The organism is Mycobacterium lentiflavum, from assembly GCF_022374895.2.
Lineage (GTDB): Bacteria > Actinomycetota > Actinomycetes > Mycobacteriales > Mycobacteriaceae > Mycobacterium > Mycobacterium lentiflavum.
The window spans coordinates 291,766-312,337 of sequence record NZ_CP092423.2 but is presented as its reverse complement, the minus strand read 5'-3'; the positions used below and the strand labels follow the sequence as shown (position 1 = coordinate 312,337).

Below are 20,572 nucleotides of genomic sequence, written 5' to 3'. Positions count from 1 at the left end.
CGAGAGCCGATCGTAACCTCGCCGAGATGATTTCTCGCCGACGCTGAATCGTTAACCAACCGCGATCTGCGGGTCCGGCCGTGACAAGCGAATTAGACCCTCCCGCTGTGTTTCACTGCCCGAGAACAGATTCCACCGCGCAACGCGGCAGATGAAAGTTGGGATGGGTAATCGCTATGACATTCGTTGAGAAGTTGCGTGGCGCTGCGAATTTTCTGCCGCGTCGACTGGCGATCGCGGTCGTAGGCGCTGCCCTGTTGTCCGGTCTGGTCGCTGTTGTCGGCGGCTCGTCGACTGCGGGGGCGTTCTCGAAGCCGGGTCTTCCAGTGGAGACCCTGCAGATTCCATCACCGTCGATGGGCCGCAACATCAAGGTCCAGTTCCAGGGCGGCGGACCGCACGCGGTCTACCTGCTCGACGGCCTGCGGGCGCAGGATGACTTCAACGGCTGGGACATCAACACCCCGGCGTTCGAGGAGTTCTACCAGTCCGGTATTTCGGTGATCATGCCCGTCGGCGGCCAGTCCAGCTTCTACAGCAACTGGTACCAGCCGTCGGCGAGCAACGGCCAGACCTACACCTACAAGTGGGAGACCTTCCTGACCCAGGAGATGCCGCTGTGGTTGCAGGCCAACAAGCAGGTGTCGCCGTTCGGCAACGCCGCGGTGGGGCTGTCGATGTCCGGTGGCTCCGCGATGATCCTGGCCGCCTACTACCCGCAGCAATTCCCTTATGCGGCTTCGCTTTCCGGCTTCCTCAACCCCTCCGAGGGCTGGTGGCCGACGCTGATCGGCTTGGCGATGAGCGACTCGGGTGGCTACAGCGCCAGCAACATGTGGGGTCCGTCGACCGACCCGGCGTGGAAGCGCAACGACCCGATGCTGCAGATCCCGCGACTGGTCGCCAACAACACCCGCGTCTGGGTGTACTGCGGTAACGGCACCCCGAGCGACCTCGGCGGCGACAACATGCCGGCGAAGTTCCTCGAGGGCCTGACGCTGCGCACCAACGAGCAGTTCCAGAACACCTACGTGGCAGCGGGTGGACGCAACGGTGTGTTCAACTTCCCCGCCAACGGAACGCACTCGTGGCCCTATTGGAACCAGCAGCTGATGGCGATGAAGCCCGACATGCTGCAGGTGCTCAACTCGCCGACCACCGCACCGCCTGCCCCGCCCGCCGCTCCCGCCGGCTGAGGATGGCAATGTAGGCCTCGGCAGCCGCACCGATCGGTGCGGCTGCCGAGGCTAACTTTCCTCCGATTCCTTCAGCAGCGCGCGGCGGTCCTGGTGGAAGTACGTGTAGGCGGTGGTCAGCGCGCACAGGGCCGTCGCCATCACCAACATCCAGGTACCGTTCACGATCACGCTGATCGCGCCGCCGATCGCCGCGCCCACCATGAAGCTGGCCAGCAGCATGAAGTAGCCGAGCCAGTCCGAAACGCTTCCCCCACCAGCGATGTGGCGCTCAATGCCCTGGCCCATCTTGACAGTCGTACCGGTCACGTAGCTCAACGGCACCGACACCTCGCCATCCTTGACGAATGACGTGTTCAGAGCCCCAGTGCCGAAGGCCATCAGCATGATCGGCGCGAAGTCCAGAAGGTTCTCCGTCCATCCTTCGTCGATGGTGTCGACCACGCACGCGGCCAACAAACTGAAGGTTGTCAACACGGTCGGGCCGTGCGGATGGTCGACCCAGAAATATCGTCGGCATAGTGACGCAACCACCACGCCGGCAACAAATGCGACTATGAGCAGCCCGGCGCTTGCGGCCAGCCACACTTCGCCGGTGAAATACCCGAGCACGGCGCGTTGCGCGTTGCCGGTGATGAAAACCACGAAGTATCCGGCCGAGTGGGTAAACGAGATCGCGCCCACCACGCCGGCCAGCACGGCCAACACCCACGACAACCGCGCTTCACTGTTGAATGTCTCGCCCGCCACCCGACCCATGCTTACAGACGCACCCGGGTAGCGCACAGCGGCACATAGCGAACTCCTATGTGGCGGGCGACGACCTCCCGCTCATTCGGCCGCCGTCAGCCGGGCGATGGACCGCAGCGGGATCGGCAACCAGGCCGGCCGGTGGCGCGCCTCATAGCCGGCCTCGTACACGGCCTTGTCGAGTTCGTATGCGGCCAGCAGCCGCGCCGAATCACGCGGGTCGGTTTCCGATGCCGCCGCATAGCCGTCGCAGAAGGCGGTGCGGTTGCGCTCGACCCACTCGCGGGCGCGTGCCGCCCGCTGCTTGTCGCCCTCGTGGTCCACCAGCGGCCCGTACGCGGCGTACTCGAACGACCGCAGCACGCCCGCCACGTCGCGCAGCGGCGAATCGGGGGCCCGTCGCTCATCGAGCGGCTGGCCGGGCTCACCCTCGAAGTCGATCAGCACCCAGCTCTCCGGGGTGCGCAGCACCTGCCCCAGGTGCAGGTCACCGTGCACGCGCTGGACGGTGATCGTCTCGCCGGCCAGCTTGCCGAAGCGCTCTTCGACCGTCGCCGCGTACTCCTGAAGCTCGGGCACCAGCGCCGCCGTCGACGCCAACCGGGCCAGCACGTTGTCCACCGGGAAGGGGGCCTGCGCGGTGCCCAGGGTTTCGGCGAGGGTGGCGTGCACGGACGCGACGGCCTCCCCGAGCCGGTAGGACTCACCGGCGAAGTCACCGCCGACCTCGTAGGCGTACAGGTCGCCCTCGGCGAACAGGTCGCGAACGCTGGCCGTGGCCATCGCCCAGCCTTCGGCGGCGTTGGACTCGAATTCGGTGACCATGCCCAACGGCCACGCGGTGTCCTCGGTGCCGTCGGTCCCCGCGATCTCATAGGTGCCGAGCAGTCGGGCCACGTTCGGGTTGCCGGCGCGCCCGAGCACCCGATTCAGCTCGATGTCGGGGTTGATGCCGCAGCTGACCCGCCGAAAGACCTTGAAGATCGCGTCCCGATCGAAGATCACGCTGGTGTTGGACTGCTCGGCGTCGGCAACCCGCGGCCACGCCTCCAGCGGAAGCGTGACGTCGGGCTCCTTGCGAAACACCACTTCGGTGCCGGCCGAATCGCGCGCCGCGGACTGGTCGATCAACGACAGCAAGAACCGCGGGCCGTCGGTTCCATACAGTGCGTCATAGCCGGTCTGGTCGTCGGCCGAGCCGATGGTGGCCACGGCGTTGTACTCCGTTACCGGCTCGGCGTCCCACCCGACCAGCACCTGATAGCGCTCCGCCGGGCCACTGGCGTAGGTGGCGTCGACCAGCACCAGCTCGAGATTGTCGCGCAGCGGCACGACCAGCCCGGCCTCGGCGCTTGACAACTGACGATTGCGCCCGGCGTACCAACGTTGCTGCGGCAGCCACTCGGTCCAGGGCAGCTTGGCTGACTTACTCATGCGTTCTCCTCCGATGCGCACAGCTGGAACCAGTAGAACCCATGTCCCGGCAGTGTCAGCAAATAGGGCAGATGTCCGATGCGCGGGAACTCCACTTGGCCGGTGAGTTCGATCGGCGTGTGGCCGCTCCAATGTTGCAGGTTGAGTTCGATCGGCTGCGGGAACCGCGACAGGTTGTTGACGCACAGCACGATGTCTCCGTCGTCGGGCGCTTGGCGCAGAAACGCCAGCACCGACGGGTTCGTCCCGCCGAGTTCCTCGAACGATCCGATCGCGAACGCGTCGTGCCGGCGCCGCACCGCCAACATCATGCGGGTGAAGTTGAGCAGCGACGTCGAGGTGTCTCGCTGCGCCTCGACGTTGACGGCCTGATAGCCGTAGACCGAGTCCTGACTCGGCGGCAAATACAGCCGGCCGGGATTGGCCTTGGAGAAGCCGGCGTTGCGGTCCGGGGTCCACTGCATCGGGGTGCGCACACCGTCGCGATCACCGAGCCAGATGACGTCGCCCATGCCGATCTCGTCACCGTAGTACAGCACCGGTGAGCCGGGCAGCGATAGCAGCAGACCGGTGAACAGCTCGATCTGGTTGCGGTCGTTGTCCAGCAGCGGCGCCAGCCGGCGCCGGATTCCCACGTTGGCCTTCATCCGCGGGTCCTTGGCGTACTCGGAGTACATGTAGTCGCGCTCTTCGTCGCTGACCATCTCCAGAGTCAGCTCGTCGTGGTTACGCAGGAAGATCCCCCACTGCGCCATCTCCGGGATCTCGGGCGTGTGGGCCAGGATCTCCGAGATCGGGAACCGCGACTCGCGCCGCACCGCCATGAATATGCGCGGCATCAGCGGGAAGTGGAAAGCCATGTGGCATTCGTCGCCGCCGGTGCTGGCGTCGCCGAAGTACTCCACGACGTCGGCGGGCCACTGATTGGCTTCGGCCAGCAGCACCCGGCCCGGGAACTCGTCGTCGATGACCTTGCGGACCCGCCGCAGGAATGCGTGCGTCTCCGGCAGATTCTCGCAATTGGTGCCCTCGCGCTCGAAGAGATACGGCACCGCATCCAGCCGGAAGCCGTCGATGCCGAGATCCAGCCAGAACCGCAGCACATCGATCATCGCCTCTTGCACGGCCGGGTTGTCGTAGTTCAGGTCCGGCTGATGGGAGAAGAACCGGTGCCAGTAGAACTGCTTGCGGACCGGGTCGAACGTCCAGTTCGACTCCTCGGTGTCGATGAAGATGATCCGGGCATCGGTGTATTTCTCGCTGGTATCGCTCCACACGTAGAAGTCGCCGTACGGACCGTCGGGGTCGTGGCGTGACTCCTGAAACCAGGGGTGCGAATCCGAGGTGTGGTTCATCACCAAATCGGTGATGACCCGGATCCCCCGCTCGTGCGCCGCGTTGAGCAAGGCCACGAAGTCGTCGACGTCGCCGAACTCGGGCAGCACCTTGTAGAAGTCGCGGATGTCGTATCCGCCGTCGCGCAACGGCGAGTCGTAGAAGGGCGGCAGCCAAATGCAGTCGATCCCCAGCCACTGCAAATAGTCCAGGCGCTGCAACAGCCCGCGTAGATCACCGGACCCGTCGGCGTTGGCGTCCAGGAACGCCCGAACCAGCACCTCGTAGAAGACCGCGTGTTTGAACCAGGTCGGATCGGCTGGCAGCGAGGCCGCGATCTCGAAATCCTCCGCGTTGGGGTGTTCGACTACACCCCCCTCGACGTGGCTGCCTCCCGCAGGATCGTGCTCGGAATCCTTTTTGGCGGCGTCGTTTGCGTCGTTCATCGATTCCACGATGCCACGTGTACCCGAGGCGAGCAGATCGGAATCACCTCGCTAATCTGCTGTCCCGGCAACCGAATTGGCCTCCGGCCAGGCATTTCCGCGTCCGGATCAGGCGGGCGGCCCGTCGCCCAGAGTCACCGGCGCGCTGCGGGGGCCGCCTCCGGAATTCCAGTGCAGCGTGATCACGTCCCCCGGGTGATGCGGAACCAGGACGTCCGTCATCGCGGTGGGACCGTTGATCGGCACATTGTCGACCGCGGTGATGATGTCCCCGGGTGCGATGCCACTGCTCGCGGCGGGGCCGCCGTCAACCAGGCGTTGGACCCGGGCTCCGTTGCCGCCGTTTTCGGCAACGCCCATGCCGATGAAGGCCGTGGGCCCGATGTGCACGGTGTTGGACCCGGCGCCGGAGCGGATTTGGTTGGCGACGCCCATCGCGTGACCGATCGGAATCGCGAAGCCCTGCCCGCCGGACATCTTGTAGCTGTCGGTGGCGGCGGTGTCCACGCCGACCACCTGCCCCGCATTGTTGACCAGCGGCCCACCCGAGTCGCCGGGCTTGATCGCGGTGTCGGCCTGGATCAACCCGCCCAGCGTCTCGTCGGCTCCGGTCAGGGTGTCGGTGGCCGACACCGTCTGGTTGAGCGCGACGACGCGGCCAGGCACCACGCTGGGCGCTCCGCCCTGTCCGTGGGTATTGCCGAGCGCGGTGACCGGCTCGCCGACACCGACGCCACCGCCGATTGCGGCGGCGGGCAGGCCGCCCGCACCCCGCAGCTGCAACACCGCGATGTCCGCGGTGCGGGAGTAGCCGATCACGTCGACACCGTAGGTCTGACCGTTGCCGACGTCGAACGCGGAGATGTCAGTGGCAGCCGAGATCACGTGGTTGTTCGTGAGCACCACACCAGCGGGATCGATGACGATGCCGGTTCCGGCCCCGATCGCGTTGTTGTAGCCGAACCGGGTGCTGATGTTGACGACCGCGGGTCCGACCTGGCTGGCGATGTCCAGCGGGAACATCGGCGCGTCACGGAAGCGGTCCAGCGCCAGGGTTGACGGCGATGCAGCTGCAGGCACCGTGGTCAGGCCCAGGCCCAGTCCCACCACAGCCAGCACACTGACCAGCCATGACCACCAGACTGAGCGGGGGTGCCCTTTGCTCATCCCGTACCTCCCTGCATCGGGGTGCTAACCAGAAGCGGCCCAGCCTCCACGTCTGGACCGCACATTTTGTGTACCTCACCGTAATGCAGGTAGCTAGTTCAGGGCGCATGGAACGCTGATCGGCGGTTTCGCCCTCAAGCTGGCCCTAAGCTGGTTCGGTGGGCGAATTCGACCCCAAAGTCCGGTTCACGCAGTCCCCGGTGGCGCGGCTGGCGACCAGCTCGGCCGACGGAAAACCGCACCTGGTGCCGGTGGTTTTCGCGGTCGACACCGACACCGACACCGTGTACACCGCGATCGACGCGAAACCGAAGAGGACACAGCGGCTACGCCGGCTGGCCAACATCGCGAGCAACGCGCAGGTCAGCCTGCTCGTCGACCACTACGCCGACGAGTGGGCGCAGTTGTGGTGGGTCCGAGCCGACGGGGAGGCTTGCATTCATAGCGACGGCGCGGCACTGCACACCGGCTACCGGCTGTTACGCGCCAAATACCCTCAGTATCAATCGGTTTCGCTGAATGGTCCCGTCATCGAGATAACGGTGCGCCGCTGGTCGAGCTGGCACGCCTGACCTAGCGCGTCACAGCGCGAGATTGTGGCCGGTCCGTGGCCTTGTATTGGGCGGCAGTTGGGGGAAAGGTTGCCTATACGTTCTGTGAGCTAGGACACACTGCGCCCGACCGAGCGAACTGGAGGAAGGTCATGGCGGACAAGGCGAACGCTTCAGTGGGCACGGGAGCAGCCCCCACCGCCAACTGTCCCGGCGATGTCCGCAACATCGTCCTGGTGGGCCCCTCGGGCGGCGGCAAGACGACGCTGGTCGAGGCCCTGCTGGTCGCGGGCGGCGTGCTGACCAGGGCGGGATCGGTGACCGACGGCAGCACCGTCTGCGACTACGACGACGCCGAGATCCGCCAACAACGGTCGGTGGGCGTCGCGGTGGCCTCGCTGTCGCACGGCGGCATCAAGATCAACCTGGTCGACACCCCGGGATACGCCGACTTCGTCGGCGAGCTGCGCGCCGGATTGCGTGCCGCGGATTGCGCACTGTTCGTGATCGCGGCGAACGAGGGCTGCGACGGTATTGACGAACCGACCAAGTCGCTCTGGCAGGAATGCAGCCAGGTCGGCATGCCTCGCGCCGTGGTGATCACCAAGCTCGACCATGCCCGCGCGAACTACACCGAAGCCCTAGAGGCCGCGCAAAACGCGTTCGGCGACAAGGTTTTACCGCTCTACCTGCCGACCGGCTCGCCAGCCGAAGGTCTGATCGGCTTGCTGTCGCAGCAGCGCTACCGATACTGCGGTGGCACCCGGACTATCGAGGCGCCGGATCCCGCCGACGCCGGCCGGATCGAGGACGCGCGGGGCACCCTGATCGAGGGCATCATCGAGGAATCCGAGGACGAGTCCCTGATGGAGCGCTACCTCGGCGGTGAGGCGATCGACGAGGCCGTGCTGATCGACGATCTCGAGCGCGCCGTCGCCCGTGGGTCGTTCTTCCCGGTGATCCCGGTCTGCAGCGGCACCGGCGTGGGCACGCTGGAACTGCTCGAGGTCGCCACCCGCGGATTCCCGTCTCCGATGGAACATCCGCTACCGGAGGTGTTTACGCCGCATGGCGCTGCGCATTCGGAGCTGGCCTGTGACGCGGCGGCGCCGTTGTTGGCAGAGGTGGTGAAGACGACGTCTGACCCGTACGTCGGCAGGGTGAGTCTGGTCCGGGTGTTCTCCGGGACCATCAGGCCCGACACGACGGTGCATGTGTCGGGTCATTTTTCGTCCTTCTTCGGGCAGACCAACGGCTCCGACTCCCGGGGCAATACTCACCCCGACCACGACGAAGACGAACGCATCGGGCTGTTGTCCTTCCCGCTGGGCAAGCTGCAACGACCCGCGCCCGAGGTGGTGGCCGGTGACATCTGCGCGATCGGAAAGCTGAGCCGTGCCGAAACCGGCGACACCCTCTCCGACAAGGCCGAGCCCCTGGTGCTCAAACCGTGGGCCATGCCCGAACCGCTGCTGCCGATCGCCATTGCGGCCCATGCCAAGACCGACGAGGACAAGCTGTCGGTCGGGTTGGGCCGGTTGGCCGCCGAGGACCCGACCCTGCGAATCGAGCAGAATCAGGAAACGCACCAGATCGTGCTGTGGTGCATGGGTGAGGCCCATGCCGGTGTCGTGCTCGAGGCACTGGCCAGCCGGTACGGCGTCACCGTGGACACGGTGGAACTGCGCGTGCCGCTGCGGGAAACGTTCGGCGGCAAGGCAAAAGGCCACGGGCGCCACGTCAAACAGTCCGGCGGACACGGCCAATACGCCGTGTGCGACATCGAGGTGGAGCCGCTGCCGGAAGGTTCCGGATTCGAGTTCGTCGACAAAGTGGTCGGCGGCGCGGTCCCGCGGCAATTCATCCCGAGCGTGGAGAAGGGAGTCCGCGCGCAGATGGAAAAGGGCGTGCACGCGGGATATCCGGTGGTCGACATCCGGGTCACCCTGCTCGACGGCAAGGCCCACAGCGTGGACTCGTCGGACTTCGCGTTCCAGATGGCGGGTTCCCTGGCGCTGCGGGAGGCCGCCGCCGCGACGAAAGTTGCACTGCTCGAGCCGATCGACGAGATCTCGGTGCTGGTGCCCGACGACTTCGTCGGTGCGGTGATGGGCGACTTGTCCGGCCGGCGCGGTCGCGTGCTGGGGACCGACACCGCGGGCCAGGACCGCACGCTGGTGCGGGCCGAGGTACCTCAGGTCGAGCTGACCCGATACGCGATCGATTTGCGTTCACTGGCACATGGCGCCGCGTCCTTCACCCGAACGTTTGCCCGCTACGAACCGATGCCGGAGTCCGCCGCGACCCGGGTGACGGCTACTGTTTGAAAGCACCTGATAAACAGCCAGATTGGGAGCCCCGGTTCGACTATGTCAACGTTTAATGGGCTGCCTGCCCATATCCTGCTCAATCATTTCGTCGTCGTCCTAGGCCCGCTCGCGGCGATTCTGGCGATCCTGTGCGTGGTGTGGCCCGCGGCGCGGCGCCGACTGATCTGGCTGGTTCTGCTACTGGCGGTGGGCACGCTAGTCCTGACCCCGTTGACGACCACCGCTGGCGTCTGGCTGTCGGCTCGCGTCGGTGCTCAGACTCCAGTGCTTACCAACCACGAGCAACTCGGCTCCACCCTGATCTACATCGTCGCGGCACTGGCGGCGACGGTCACGGTGCTGGCCGTGCTGCACGTCCGCGAGACGCACGGTGTGGACATGAAGCTCACCCTGCACGCCGCGGTCGGGGTACTGGTGGTCATCGCGGCGGTGGCCACGCTCGTGCAGACCTATCGGGTCGGTGATTCGGGTGCGCGCGCCGCGTGGGGAAACGTGACGTCGGGCCAGTGAGGTTGGCGCACAGCCGTTCTCAGGTTCCGCCGAACTGTCGGGCCACGGCCCGCCGATCCAGTGAGCCCTTAGCCGTGTGCGGCAGTTCGCTGGTGTGCAGGAAGGTGGCTGGCACCTCGTAGGGCGCCAGCCGGTCACGGCAGAACTCCGTCAGCTCCTCGGGGCTGGGCGGAGTCGACCCCCGCGCGACGATCACCGCGGCCACCGTCTCGCCGTACATCTTGTCCGGCAGCCCGAGCACGGCCACCTCCAGAACGCCGGGATGGCCGGCCAGCACGCCCTCGACACGTTCCGGCGAAATCTTCTCGCCGCCACGGTTGATCAGTTCCTTGATACGCCCGCGAATGCTCAGGTCACCCGCCGGGGACAGTGACCCGAGGTCGCCGGTGCGCAGCCAGCCGTCGGTGAAGTTGGCGGCGGTGATCGCCGGGTCGCCGAGGTAGCCGCGCACCACGGTCGGGCCGCGCAGCCAGACCTCGCCGACGGCTTCCGGTGGCAGCGGTTGGCCCCCGGGCCCGACGATCCGGATCTCCGGGCTGGTCGACTTTCCGACGAGACCTGTTCTCTCGGCTGGGTTTTCGTCTTCTTCAACGCTAGTGGTGGCGACCTGATGGGTGCCTTCGGTCATCCCGAACGCGCAGACCACGGTGGCGCCGAAGGTGTCTTGCAGAGCCTGAGCCGTTTCCGTGGTGAGCGGAGCGCTGCAGCTGCGGATGAACCGCAACGTGGCGTGGGTGTTCTTTGCTTGCTCAGTCTTGTTGCGCTCCAACAGAATCTGATGGATCGTCGGGACGGCGGTGTACCAGGTGGCCCCGACGGCAAAGATGTCGTCCCAGAAGGTGTGCGCCGAGAACTTCCCGCGCGCGGGCAACAGTACGGTGCCGCCGGATGCCAGCGTGGACAGCAGCGCGGCGATCAGGCCGTGGCCGTGGTAGAGCGGCATCACCGCGACCGTCGCGTCCGCCGGGCCCAGCTGGTAGGCGGCGATAATGGCTCGCACCGAGCTGGCGATGTTCGTGTGTGTCCACGGGACCATCTTCGGCAGCCCGGTGGTGCCGCCGGTGAACATGATCATCGCATCGTCGTCGCGCAGCCCCTCGGGCGTCGCCACGTCCGGATTCGGCGCCGCGGGCGCGTCCAGGGCGACCGAAGACGGGGCACCGTCATGGCCGACGGTCACCGCGAACGTCCACCGCACCAATCCCGGCTCGTCCTTGTCGCCGGGACCGTCGCCGTCGACGAGCAGCACACCCGCGCCGGCGACCTTACTGCGGGCATGCTGGTCGCCGACGGGCAGCGCCGGGTCCAGCGGTACCGCGATGAGCCCCGCGCGCGACGCCGCCAACAAGCCGACGACGAATTCGGCGTTGCTGCCAGCCCGCAGCGCGATCCGGTCTCCCGGCCGCAAGCCACCCTCCTTGAGCTGCCCGGCCAGGTCGTCGACCAGTCGCACCAGTTCGCCGTAGCTGACCGGCCTGCGATCCGCGGTTACGACGAGCGCCGTCGTCTCCGGCTCGCGGATTGCCGCAGCCGCGACTAGATCGGCGATGCTCGGAGATTCGTCGGTCAGCTCCGCCGCCGGGGTGATCACATCAGACATCGCCGTAGTCCTTCCGCTTTCTCGCATGTGTAACAGCACCTGGTTGCACGATGCAGAGAAACCTCCCTGTTCGTCCAATACTGTTCAGCTCACGATCGATAATCCGTGGCTATCGAGCGGCTGGGCAGCGGTCGATAACCACCGTGAATCGCTGCATAGCGGCTTGGTCTTGGACAGCGACGGGGACGCGGACCACAGTGGTGGATGACGGGCACGGACACGCGAGGAGTCGGGCAATGACCACACTTTCGGCATCATCCACCACTGCGCCGGACGAGCCGCGGGACGCCGCGCTGACCGACGGCTTCCACCTCGTCGTCGATGCGCTCCAGGCCAACGACATCGACACGATCTACGGCATCGTCGGCATCCCGATCACCGACCTCGCCCGGGTCGCGCAGGCCTGCGGTATGCGGTACATCGGTTTCCGGCAGGAGACTTCCGCCGGCAACGCCGCCGCGGCCGCCGGGTTTCTCACCGGCCGCCCGGGGGTGTGCTTGACGACCTCCGGGCCCGGGTTTCTCAACGGCCTGCCCGCGCTGGCCAACGCCACCACGAACTGCTTCCCGATGATCCAGATCTCGGGCTCGAGCAATCGAGCGCTGGTCGACTTGCAGCGCGGCGACTATCAGGACCTGGATCAGCTCAACGCCGCGCGGCCTTTCGTGAAGGCGGCCTACCGGGTCGAGCGGGTCGAGGACATCGGGCTCGCCATCGCGCGCGCGATCCGCACTGCCGTTTCCGGGCGGCCGGGCGGTGTCTACCTCGACATCCCGGGCACGGTGCTAGGACAGGCCATCGACGCCGCCAAGGGGGCCGAAAGCGTCTGGCGGGTCATCGATCCCGCGCCGCGCCAGCTGCCCGCCCCGGAGGCGGTCGATCGCGCGCTGGACGTGCTCGCGCGGGCGCGCCGGCCGCTGATCGTGCTCGGTAAGGGCGCCGCGTACGCGCAGGCCGATGGCGTGATCCGGGACTTCGTCGAGTCCAGCGGAATTCCGTTCCTGCCCATGTCGATGGCCAAGGGCCTACTGCCGGATTCGCACCGGCAGTCCGCCGTGGCCGCACGCTCACTGGCCATCGCCCGCGCCGACACAGTGTTGTTGGTCGGCGCGCGGCTGAATTGGCTGCTCGGCCATGGGGAGTCGCCGCAGTGGGCGGCCGACGCAAAGTTCGTGCAGATCGACATCGCGGCGTCGGAGTTCGACAGCAACCAGCCGATCGTGGCGCCGCTGGCCGGCGACATCGGTTCGGTGATGTTCGCGTTGCGCGACGGTCTGGCCACCCGGCCGATCACGGTGTCGACGGAATGGACCGACGAGCTGGCCGATCGCCGAGCCCGCAACGACGCCAAGATGAGCGAGCGACTCGCCGAAAATCCGCATCCGATGCGGTTTTACAACGCGCTCGGTGCGATTCGTTCAGTGCTGCAAGCGAATCCGGATGTCTACATCGTCAATGAGGGTGCCAATGCGCTGGATCTGGCCCGCAACGTGATCGAGATGGAGTTGCCGCGGCATCGCCTCGACACCGGGACCTGGGGTGTGATGGGCATCGGCATGGGTTACGCGATCGCCGCCGCCGTCGAGACGGGCCGGCCCGTCGTCGCGATCGAGGGCGACAGCGCGTTCGGGTTCAGCGGCATGGAAATCGAGACCATTTGCCGCTACCGGCTGCCGGTGACCGTTGTCATCCTCAACAACGGAGGCGTGTACCGCGGCGACGAAAAGCCCACCGGAGACAGCCCCGCCCCCACTGTGCTCAACGCCGGAGCCCGGCACGAGCTACTTGCAGAGGCGTTCGGCGGCAAGGGATATCACGTCACCACCCCCGCCGAACTGCAGTCGGCGCTGGCCGAAGCGCTCGCGTCGAACGGGCCGTCACTGATCGACTGTGAACTCGACCCGGCGGCCGGGGTGGAGAGCGGACACCTGGCGAGTCTCAACCCGACCAGCGCGGCTAAGGTCAGCGACGACGGGTAACCCCCACCAGCGCAGCGTTGAAGAACTCGTCCAACGAGAGTTCGTGCGCGGAGGCGACGAGCGCCCGGGCAACCGGCGATCCGGGCCCCGAGGAGTTGGTGGCCAACGTGATTTCGGCCTTGACGATCGGATCGACCATTTCGACCGCCCGGATCTCTGCACCCAGCGGCGAGGTCCACAGCCAGGTATGCGGGACGATACACGCCCAGTTGCCGGAGGCGACCTGTGCGAGTAGTGAAGCCACCGAGTCGGTTTCGACCTGCGGGCTGACGGTGATGCCGTGGCCGGCGAAGGCCTCGTCGATGATTTGGCGGTCCCGCATGTCGGCGGTGAGCAACGCCAGGGGCAATTGCGCGGCATCCGGCCACCGCAACGTTGTTGCGCCGGACGGCAACATATCCGACGGCGACAGCAGTATGTAGCGCTCCGCATAAAGCGGCACCAAGTCCACGTCGTGCGCGTCATCGTGCGATGCGTGCACGATCGCGGCGTCGAGCTCGAATTCCCGCAAGCGCCGGTACACTTCGGTGGCGGCCAACCGGGAATTGATGTGCACCTTGACCAATGGGTGCGCCGAGCAGAAGGCCGACAGCACCAGCGACGCCGTCGTCGATGCGGTGGGCACAGCGCCGAGCCGAAGCGTTCCGGTGATTCCCGAGCGCACCGCGTCCACCTCGGCCTTGAATGCGTCATGCTCGGCAAGAATCCGCTTGGCCCACACGACCAGTCGCTCACCTTCGGGAGTGAGACCTTCGAAGCTGTGCCCGCGGTTGATCAGCGTGACGTTGAGTTCACGTTCCAGCTTGGCGATCGCGGCGGACAGCGCGGGCTGCGACACGTAGCACTTCTCGGCGGCCCGGGCGAAGTGGCGCTCCTGGGCGACCGCGACGAAGTACTCCAGCTGACGAAAGAGCACTCGCACCTCCTCGGGTCTGGCGGCACCGATTCCGCTGAGGTTAACCAGTCGGTGACGATCGAACTCAACCGGTGATCCGATCGTTATCGTGGAGACCGGGCGGCAGTGTAATTGTTTGCTAAAACGCTAATGGCCAGACAGCCAGTAGAATATCGTCGTGTTGATCGCACCATCTCGGAGGGTTGACGCCATGCGTCGTGGGGTTCGTTATCTATTTGTTATGGTCGCGATCACGGGTTTTGGCGTGCTGGGATCCGGTTCCCAGGCGGTCGCCTCCGTCCCGGTACCCGCGCCCACCCCCGCCATTGCCTCGATTTTGCCGGCCGACGGCGCGGTGGTGGGGATTGCGCACCCGGTCGTCGTGAAATTCACCGCGCCGGTGACCAACCGATCCGCCGTCGAACGCTCCATCCACGTTGCCTCCCCAAGCAACATCACCGGACACTTCGAGTGGCCCGAAAATAACGTCGTGCAATGGGTTCCGAACCAGTATTGGCCTGCCCACAGCCACGTTTCGGTGGATGTGCAGGAACTGACAACGGGTTTCGACACCGGCGACGCGTTCCTGGGTGTTGCCAGCCTCTCCGCACACACCTTCACCGTGAGCAGGGACGGCGAAATTCTGCGCACGATGCCCGCGTCGATGGGTAAGCCCAGCCGCCCGACGCCGATCGGTAACTTCACCGCCCTCGAGAAGCAACGCAGCGTCGTCATGGACTCGCGGACGATCGGTATCCCGCTGAGTTCGCCGGAGGGATACAAGATCACCGCTCAGTACGCGGTCCGCGTCACCTGGAGCGGTGTGTACGTGCACTCGGCACCCTGGTCCGTCGACTCACAGGGCCACGCCAACGTCAGCCACGGATGCATCAACCTGAGCCCGGACAACGCCGCGTGGTATTTCAACAACGTCAACGTCGGCGACCCCATTCAGGTCGTCGCGTAGCAGTCCCGAGCCCGCAGGGTCCGGGCAAAAGATTCGCGATGCCGCGCCGCTGGCGACATTGGGTGTGGCGACGCTCACAGTGACCGGGTGGAAGACTCATAGCGAGCCAATGGTTTGCGCTAGAGAGTCGTCCGAACGAGAGCCTGGGGGCTGGCATGACTACTGATGCAAGGCGCGACACCAGCACCGGCGCTAGTGCGACGGCCACCCCACGAGAACGAGTCGCCGAGCGCATCAGGCGGCTGGAGGCGACCGACGCGCAATATCAAAACGCCAAGCCGGATCTGGTGCTGCAAGCCGCGGCTCGCCAGCCCGGTCTTCGGCTTCCGCAGATCCTCGAGATGTTCGTCGTAGGCTACGGTGACCGCCCCGCATTGGGGTGGCGCGCTCGCGAGTTGACCACCGATCCCGCGACCGGCCGCACCACCACCCGGCTACTCCCCCGATTCGACACGATCAGCTACCGCGATCTGTGGGCCAACGTCCGCGCCGTCGCCACGGCGTGGCGCCGCGACGAGGCCGCTGCAGTGACGCCGGGGGACGTGGTCGCGACTCTCGGCTTCGCGAGCCCCGAGTACTTGACGCTTGACCTGGTGACCGGCTACCTGGGCCTGGTGGCGGTGCCGCTGCAGCACAACGCGACGGCGTCGCGGCTACAGCCGATCGTCGCCGAAATCGAACCCCAGGTGCTCGCCACCGGGGCGGAATATCTCGACCTCGCCGTCGAGGCCGCGCTGGGCAGCACATCGTTGCGGCGCCTGGTGGTCTTCGACTACCAGCCGGAGATCGACGATCAGCGGGAGCACCTCGAGCACGCGCAGGCGACATTGGCCGAGGCCGGCATGGCGGTCACCATCGAGACCTTCGACGAATTGGTCGAGCGTGGCCGCGCATTGCCGCAGGAGCCGATCTACACCGGCGAAACCGACGAGCGGCTGGCCATGATCATGTACACCTCGGGTAGCACCGGCCTGCCCAAGGGGGCGATGTACACCGAGCGCATGATCTTGAAGCTGTGGACCAACGAGCTCTACCCCGAATTCGCTGATATACCGGTGTTCAACGTCAACTTCATGCCACTAAACCACGTGGGCGGACGGATACCGCTGTCGTCGTCGTTCCAAGCCGGTGGCACCAGCTATTTCGTACCGGAGAGTGACCTCTCCACGTTGTTCGACGACTGGAATCTGGTGCGCCCCACCGAAATGGGCATGGTGCCGCGGGTGGTCGAGATGCTCTACCAGCGTTACCAAAGTGCGGTGGAGCGACTGATCGACCACGGCGCCGAGCCCGAGGAAGCTGACGCGGCGGCGAAAGCTGAACTGCGCGAACAACTTCTGGGCGGACGAGTGATAACCAGCTTCTCCACCACCGCGCCGCTGGCGGCAGAGATGAAGACCTTCATCGAGTCGTGCTTGGACACCCATGTGCTCGACGGTTACGGGTTGACCGAGGTGGGGATGGTGTTCAAGGACGGTGTGGTGAGCCGGCCACCGATCCTCGACTACAAACTGGTCGACGTGCCCGAATTGGGTTATTTCCACTCCGACAAGCCGCACCCGCGCGGCGAGCTGCTGGTGAAGTCCCAGACCGCATTCGGCGGGTATTTCAAACGCCCCGATGTGACCGCGAATGCGTTCGACCCCGATGGTTATTATCGCACCGGCGACGTGATGGCCGAGGTCGGGCCGGATCGTCTGGTCTATGTCGACCGGCGCAACAACGTATTGAAGTTGGCGCAAGGCGAATTCGTCGCGGTAGCGCGCCTGGAAGCCGTCTTCAGCAGCGCAGCGCTGGTGCGGCAGATCTTCGTGTACGGCAACAGCGAACGGCCTTACCTGTTGGCCGTCGTGGTCCCGACTCTGGAAGCCGAGGAACGATTCGCCGGTGATCCGGATGGCCTCAAGGCAGCGCTGAGTGAATCCCTGCGCCGCACTGCCAAACTCGCCGAGCTGCAATCCTACGAAGTGCCCGCCGACTTCCTGGTCGACTCCGAGCCGTTCAGCGAGGACAACGGCCTGCTGTCCGGGGTCGGAAAGCTGTTGCGCCCCAAGCTGAAGGAGCACTACGGCGCCCGGCTGGAAGACCTCTATGCCGAGCTCGCCGCCACCCGCACCGCCGAACTGCGTGCACTGCGCGACGGCGCGGCTGAGCGGCCGGTGATCGACACCCTGACGCGCGCCGCCGAGGCGTTACTAGGCCTGCCCGGCGGTCCGCCGCAGCCGGACACGCAGTTCCTGGATCTAGGTGGCGACTCGCTGTCCGCGCTGACCTTCTCTAACCTGCTGCAGGACATCTTCGATGTGCAAGTACCGGTGGGCCAGATCATCAGCCCCGCGTCCGACTTGCGTCAACTCGCGGAATATGTGGAATCGGAACGTGAATCGGGTGCCAAGCGCCCCACGTTCTCCACCGTGCACGGCCGCGGCGCCACCGAAGTCCGCGCGTCCGAACTCACCCTCGACAAGTTCATCGACGCCCCCACCCTGGCCGCGGCCCCGAAGCTGCCGCACGCCACCGACACACCGCACACGGTGCTGCTCACCGGCGCCAACGGCTATCTGGGTCGCTTCCTTACCCTGGAATTGCTGGAACGGCTTGCCGAAAGAGGCGGAAAGCTCATCACCGTCATCCGCGGCACCGACACCGAAGCCGCCGCCAAGCGCCTGGAAGGTGTTTTCGACAGCGGTGATCCACAACTGCTGCAGCGCTACCGCACCCTGGCGGCCGATCACCTCGAGGTCATCGTCGGCGACATCGCCGAGCCGAATCTTGGCTTGGGCCAAGAGACTTGGGAGCGCCTCGCCCGAGACGTCGACATGATCGTGCACCCCGCCGCGCTGGTCAACCACGTACTGCCGTACGACCAGCTGTTCGGCCCGAACGTCGTGGGGACCGCCGAATTGATCCGCCTGGCGATCACGACACGCATCAAGCCGGTCACGTACATGTCAACCGTTGCGGTGGCCATGTCGGTGGATCCCGACGCGTTCGCCGAGGACGGCGACATCCGCACCGTCAGCGCGGTACGTGCCGTCGACGACAGCTACGCAAACGGGTACGCGAACAGCAAGTGGGGCGGCGAGGTGCTGCTGCGGGAGGCGCACGACCTATGCGGGTTGCCAGCCGCGGTGTTCCGGTCCGACATGATCCTCGCGCACAGCCGGTACGCCGGCCAGCTCAACGTCCCGGATGCGTTCACCCGGTTGATCTTCAGCTTGCTGGTGACCGGTATCGCACCGTGGTCGTTCTACCAAACCGACTCGCAAGGAAACCGGGCGGTGGCGCACTACGACGGTCTGCCCGCCGACTTCGTGGCGGAGTCGGTGACCACGCTGGGTGAGCAGACGGCGACGGCCGGAGAGTTCCGGTCCTTCGACGTGATGAACCCGCATGACGACGGCATCTCGCTGGACGTCTTCGTCGACTGGCTGATCGCCGGCGGCAACGACATCCGGCGCATCGACGACCACGACGAATGGTTCGGGCGTTTCGAAACGGCGCTGCGGGCGCTACCGGACAAACAGCGTCAGCATTCGGTGCTTCCGTTGCTCGAGGTCTACCGTAAGCCCGAGGCACCCCTGCGGGGAGCGCCGGCGCCTACGGACGTTTTCCGCGGCGCGGTGCAGGCAGCGAAAATTGGTGTGGACCAAGACATTCCGCACTTGTCGGAGCGGCTGATCGAGAAATACGTCGCGGATCTGCGACTGGTCGGGCTGGTCTAGCCCGAAAAGCTAACCGTGCAAACCGTTCTTGACCGCTGCGGCTTGCTTGCGGCCGACATCGGTGGCGACTGCCGGGTCGATCGGGTCGTTGGGTGCGCTGTCGAATTCCAAGTTGACCAGCGCCCTGCCCTCGGTGAACAACAACACCGCGATCGCCTGCGAATTATCCGGCGAAGCGCCCGAAATCATCGCACCGTTAGTGCCGACGTCGACGGGCTGCCACGTGCCGGCGACCTTCTTCGTGTAGTTCGTCTTGGTGTTCTCCAGGGCGGCAGCGGCGATCGAGGGATCGGCGACGACCAGAATGGTGTCGCCGATACGCCGGCTGTTGTCCGCATTGACGAACAGCTGCGCAACGCCGGCCGTGTTGTTGGAGTTCAGCACTGGGGGTTGCGGCGCCGTGAAGTCCCCGCCGAGATCGCCGGGCTGGATCAGCAACCCGCTGTAATCCGGCGGAGGTCCCGCCGGCGTGCTGGGAGCCGACGTAGCGCCGCTCTTGGATGGCGGGGCCGACGTCCTGCCGTTGTTGGCGCAGCCGGTGATCGCGATGCCGACCACCGTGGCGGCGGCCACCCAACCGGTGACGGTCCTACGCGCACGTCGCATGGGCATCCTTTCGGTCGAGAACAGGGCCAGCGCATATGAACATACGCCCGGTCGACGGGCGCCGGTTCGCGCCTATCCTGGCCAGGGGCGGGGCGCAAGTTTCGATTCAAGTGGTAAGGAGATCGAGATGACGGCTGAGGTGGCGCGCGCGGTACGGTTCGACCGCTACGGCGGCCGTGACGTGCTGTACGTGGGAGATATCGACATGCCGGCACCCGGCCGGGGCGAGGTCGTTGTCGAGGTTCGCGCCGCCGGCATCAATCCCGGCGAGGCCGCGATCCGATCGGGAGCGATGCACGAAATGTTTCCCGCCACGTTTCCCTCCGGGCAAGGCAGCGACCTCGCCGGTGTCGTGACGGCGACCGATCCGGGAGTCACCGGGTTCGCGGTCGGCGACGAGGTGCTGGGGTTCAGCCTCCGGCGATCGAGCCATGCCACCCACGCCGCCGTCCCGGTCGGTCAGTTGATCCACAAGCCCCCGCAATTGAGTTGGGAGGCAGCGGGTTCGCTCTATGTCGTCGCGGCAACCGCATACGCTGCCGTGCGTGCGGTCGCACCGCAACCGGGGGAGACCGTCGCCGTGTCGGCGGCGGCCGGAGGTGTCGGCAGTCTCGTCGTCCAGCTGCTGGTCCTGCGCCAGGCGCGAGTGCTCGGCATCGCCGGCGAGGGCAACGCCGAATGGCTGCGGGCGCACGGCGTCATTCCCATCGGCTACGGCGCTGATCTTCAAGGGTTGGCCGACCGGCTGCGCGAGGCGGCGCCGAACGGAATCGACGCGTTCATCGACCTATTCGGACCCGACTACGTCCAGCTGGCCGCCGATCTCGGCGTTGCCCCAGAGCGGATAGACACCATCATCTCGTTCCAGAAGGCAGCCGAAGTCGGCGCCAAAACCGAAGGCAGCGCGGAAGCCTCGACACCTGAAGTGCTCGCCGAGGTCGCCGATCTCATCGCCAGCGGTGCCGTCGATTTCGACATCGCCGCGACCTTCCCGATGGATCGGGTGGCTGACGCCTTCGAGGAACTCGAGCGCCGCCACACGCACGGCAAAATCGTTCTGCTGCCCAATGGTTCGCCGTAG

Annotated in this window: 15 protein-coding genes; 8 read left to right on the top strand and 7 right to left on the bottom strand. The window is 66.1% G+C overall.

From position 1 onward, the window contains the following. Positions 1-176: 176 nt before the first annotated feature. Positions 177-1,196, top strand: coding sequence for a diacylglycerol acyltransferase/mycolyltransferase Ag85C (gene ag85C / locus MJO58_RS01485; RefSeq protein ID WP_090598390.1), 1,020 nt, complete (start codon positions 177-179; stop codon positions 1,194-1,196). Positions 1,197-1,247: 51 nt separating this feature from the next. Here the strand turns inward: ag85C and MJO58_RS01480 are convergent, their stop codons facing one another. The 4 genes from MJO58_RS01480 to MJO58_RS01465 all read right to left on the bottom strand — a co-directional run bounded on the left by MJO58_RS01480 (position 1,248) and on the right by MJO58_RS01465 (position 6,328). Next, positions 1,248-1,955, bottom strand: coding sequence for a YoaK family protein (locus MJO58_RS01480; RefSeq protein ID WP_090598389.1), 708 nt, complete (start codon positions 1,953-1,955; stop codon positions 1,248-1,250). A 72-nt stretch (positions 1,956-2,027) separates the two neighbouring features. Further along, complete coding sequence (locus MJO58_RS01475) at positions 2,028-3,380, bottom strand: maltokinase N-terminal cap-like domain-containing protein (RefSeq protein WP_090598387.1); 1,353 nt, start codon at positions 3,378-3,380, stop codon at positions 2,028-2,030. After that, complete coding sequence (gene treS / locus MJO58_RS01470; protein WP_090608312.1) at positions 3,377-5,161, bottom strand: maltose alpha-D-glucosyltransferase; 1,785 nt, start codon at positions 5,159-5,161, stop codon at positions 3,377-3,379. The genes MJO58_RS01475 and treS overlap by 4 nt, the downstream gene beginning before the upstream one ends. Positions 5,162-5,269: 108 nt before the next feature. Then, a complete protein-coding gene (locus MJO58_RS01465; RefSeq protein WP_239721806.1) occupies positions 5,270-6,328 on the bottom strand; it encodes a S1C family serine protease in 1,059 nt (352 codons plus the stop codon). Positions 6,329-6,486: 158 nt separating this feature from the next. On the opposite strand from MJO58_RS01465, the gene MJO58_RS01460 reads away from it, so the two are divergent. From MJO58_RS01460 to MJO58_RS01450, 3 genes are all read left to right on the top strand, one after another. Next, positions 6,487-6,900 (top strand): TIGR03668 family PPOX class F420-dependent oxidoreductase, encoded by a 414-nt coding sequence (locus tag MJO58_RS01460; RefSeq protein ID WP_239721805.1) that lies wholly within the window; start codon positions 6,487-6,489, stop codon positions 6,898-6,900. Between the two features lie 131 nt (positions 6,901-7,031). Then, positions 7,032-9,206, top strand: coding sequence for an elongation factor G-like protein EF-G2 (locus tag MJO58_RS01455; RefSeq protein WP_239721804.1), 2,175 nt, complete (start codon positions 7,032-7,034; stop codon positions 9,204-9,206). A gap of 42 nt (positions 9,207-9,248) precedes the next feature. Continuing rightward, positions 9,249-9,719: a DUF2231 domain-containing protein gene (locus MJO58_RS01450; protein ID WP_090598380.1), complete on the top strand. Its 471-nt coding sequence runs from the start codon at positions 9,249-9,251 to the stop codon at positions 9,717-9,719. Positions 9,720-9,738: 19 nt separating this feature from the next. On the opposite strand, the gene MJO58_RS01445 is transcribed toward MJO58_RS01450, so the two are convergent. Further along, entirely contained in the window at positions 9,739-11,319 is a 1,581-nt protein-coding gene (locus tag MJO58_RS01445; RefSeq protein ID WP_239721803.1) for a FadD7 family fatty acid--CoA ligase, read from the bottom strand. A gap of 236 nt (positions 11,320-11,555) precedes the next feature. Here MJO58_RS01445 and oxc point away from each other — a divergent pair, with 236 nt between their 5' ends. Beyond that, complete coding sequence (gene oxc / locus MJO58_RS01440; RefSeq protein WP_239721802.1) at positions 11,556-13,298, top strand: oxalyl-CoA decarboxylase; 1,743 nt, start codon at positions 11,556-11,558, stop codon at positions 13,296-13,298. Here the strand turns inward: oxc and MJO58_RS01435 are convergent. Continuing rightward, positions 13,282-14,214 (bottom strand): LysR family transcriptional regulator, encoded by a 933-nt coding sequence (locus MJO58_RS01435; RefSeq protein WP_239721801.1) that lies wholly within the window; start codon positions 14,212-14,214, stop codon positions 13,282-13,284. The two genes, oxc and MJO58_RS01435, sit on opposite strands and share 17 nt — an antisense overlap. Positions 14,215-14,404: 190 nt before the next feature. Between MJO58_RS01435 and MJO58_RS01430 the strand changes: the two genes are divergently transcribed. Together MJO58_RS01430 and car are read left to right on the top strand one after the other, a co-directional pair. Further along, the gene (locus MJO58_RS01430; RefSeq protein ID WP_239721800.1) at positions 14,405-15,160 is read left to right on the top strand and encodes a L,D-transpeptidase; all 756 of its coding nucleotides are present in this window, start codon (positions 14,405-14,407) and stop codon (positions 15,158-15,160) included. Positions 15,161-15,315: 155 nt separating this feature from the next. After that, on the top strand, positions 15,316-18,885 hold the full coding sequence (gene car / locus MJO58_RS01425) for a carboxylic acid reductase (RefSeq protein WP_239721799.1): 3,570 nt from the start codon (positions 15,316-15,318) through the stop codon (positions 18,883-18,885). A gap of 9 nt (positions 18,886-18,894) precedes the next feature. Here car and MJO58_RS01420 read toward each other — a convergent pair whose 3' ends face one another. Then, complete coding sequence (locus tag MJO58_RS01420) at positions 18,895-19,491, bottom strand: hypothetical protein (RefSeq protein ID WP_239721798.1); 597 nt, start codon at positions 19,489-19,491, stop codon at positions 18,895-18,897. Between the two features lie 127 nt (positions 19,492-19,618). Here MJO58_RS01420 and MJO58_RS01415 point away from each other — a divergent pair, with 127 nt between their 5' ends. Continuing rightward, a complete protein-coding gene (locus MJO58_RS01415) occupies positions 19,619-20,572 on the top strand; it encodes an NADP-dependent oxidoreductase (RefSeq protein ID WP_239721797.1) in 954 nt (317 codons plus the stop codon).

Coding starts and splice junctions, on each gene's coding strand:
- ag85C (WP_090598390.1), top strand. CDS start 177: ATGACATTCGTTGAGAAGTTGCGTGGCGCTGCGAATTTTCTGCCGCGT.
- MJO58_RS01480 (WP_090598389.1), bottom strand. CDS start 1,955: ATGGGTCGGGTGGCGGGCGAGACATTCAACAGTGAAGCGCGGTTGTCG.
- MJO58_RS01475 (WP_090598387.1), bottom strand. CDS start 3,380: ATGAGTAAGTCAGCCAAGCTGCCCTGGACCGAGTGGCTGCCGCAGCAA.
- treS (WP_090608312.1), bottom strand. CDS start 5,161: ATGAACGACGCAAACGACGCCGCCAAAAAGGATTCCGAGCACGATCCT.
- MJO58_RS01465 (WP_239721806.1), bottom strand. CDS start 6,328: ATGAGCAAAGGGCACCCCCGCTCAGTCTGGTGGTCATGGCTGGTCAGT.
- MJO58_RS01455 (WP_239721804.1), top strand. CDS start 7,032: ATGGCGGACAAGGCGAACGCTTCAGTGGGCACGGGAGCAGCCCCCACC.
- MJO58_RS01450 (WP_090598380.1), top strand. CDS start 9,249: ATGTCAACGTTTAATGGGCTGCCTGCCCATATCCTGCTCAATCATTTC.
- MJO58_RS01445 (WP_239721803.1), bottom strand. CDS start 11,319: ATGTCTGATGTGATCACCCCGGCGGCGGAGCTGACCGACGAATCTCCG.
- oxc (WP_239721802.1), top strand. CDS start 11,556: ATGACCACACTTTCGGCATCATCCACCACTGCGCCGGACGAGCCGCGG.
- MJO58_RS01430 (WP_239721800.1), top strand. CDS start 14,405: ATGCGTCGTGGGGTTCGTTATCTATTTGTTATGGTCGCGATCACGGGT.
- car (WP_239721799.1), top strand. CDS start 15,316: ATGACTACTGATGCAAGGCGCGACACCAGCACCGGCGCTAGTGCGACG.
- MJO58_RS01420 (WP_239721798.1), bottom strand. CDS start 19,491: ATGCGACGTGCGCGTAGGACCGTCACCGGTTGGGTGGCCGCCGCCACG.
- MJO58_RS01415 (WP_239721797.1), top strand. CDS start 19,619: ATGACGGCTGAGGTGGCGCGCGCGGTACGGTTCGACCGCTACGGCGGC.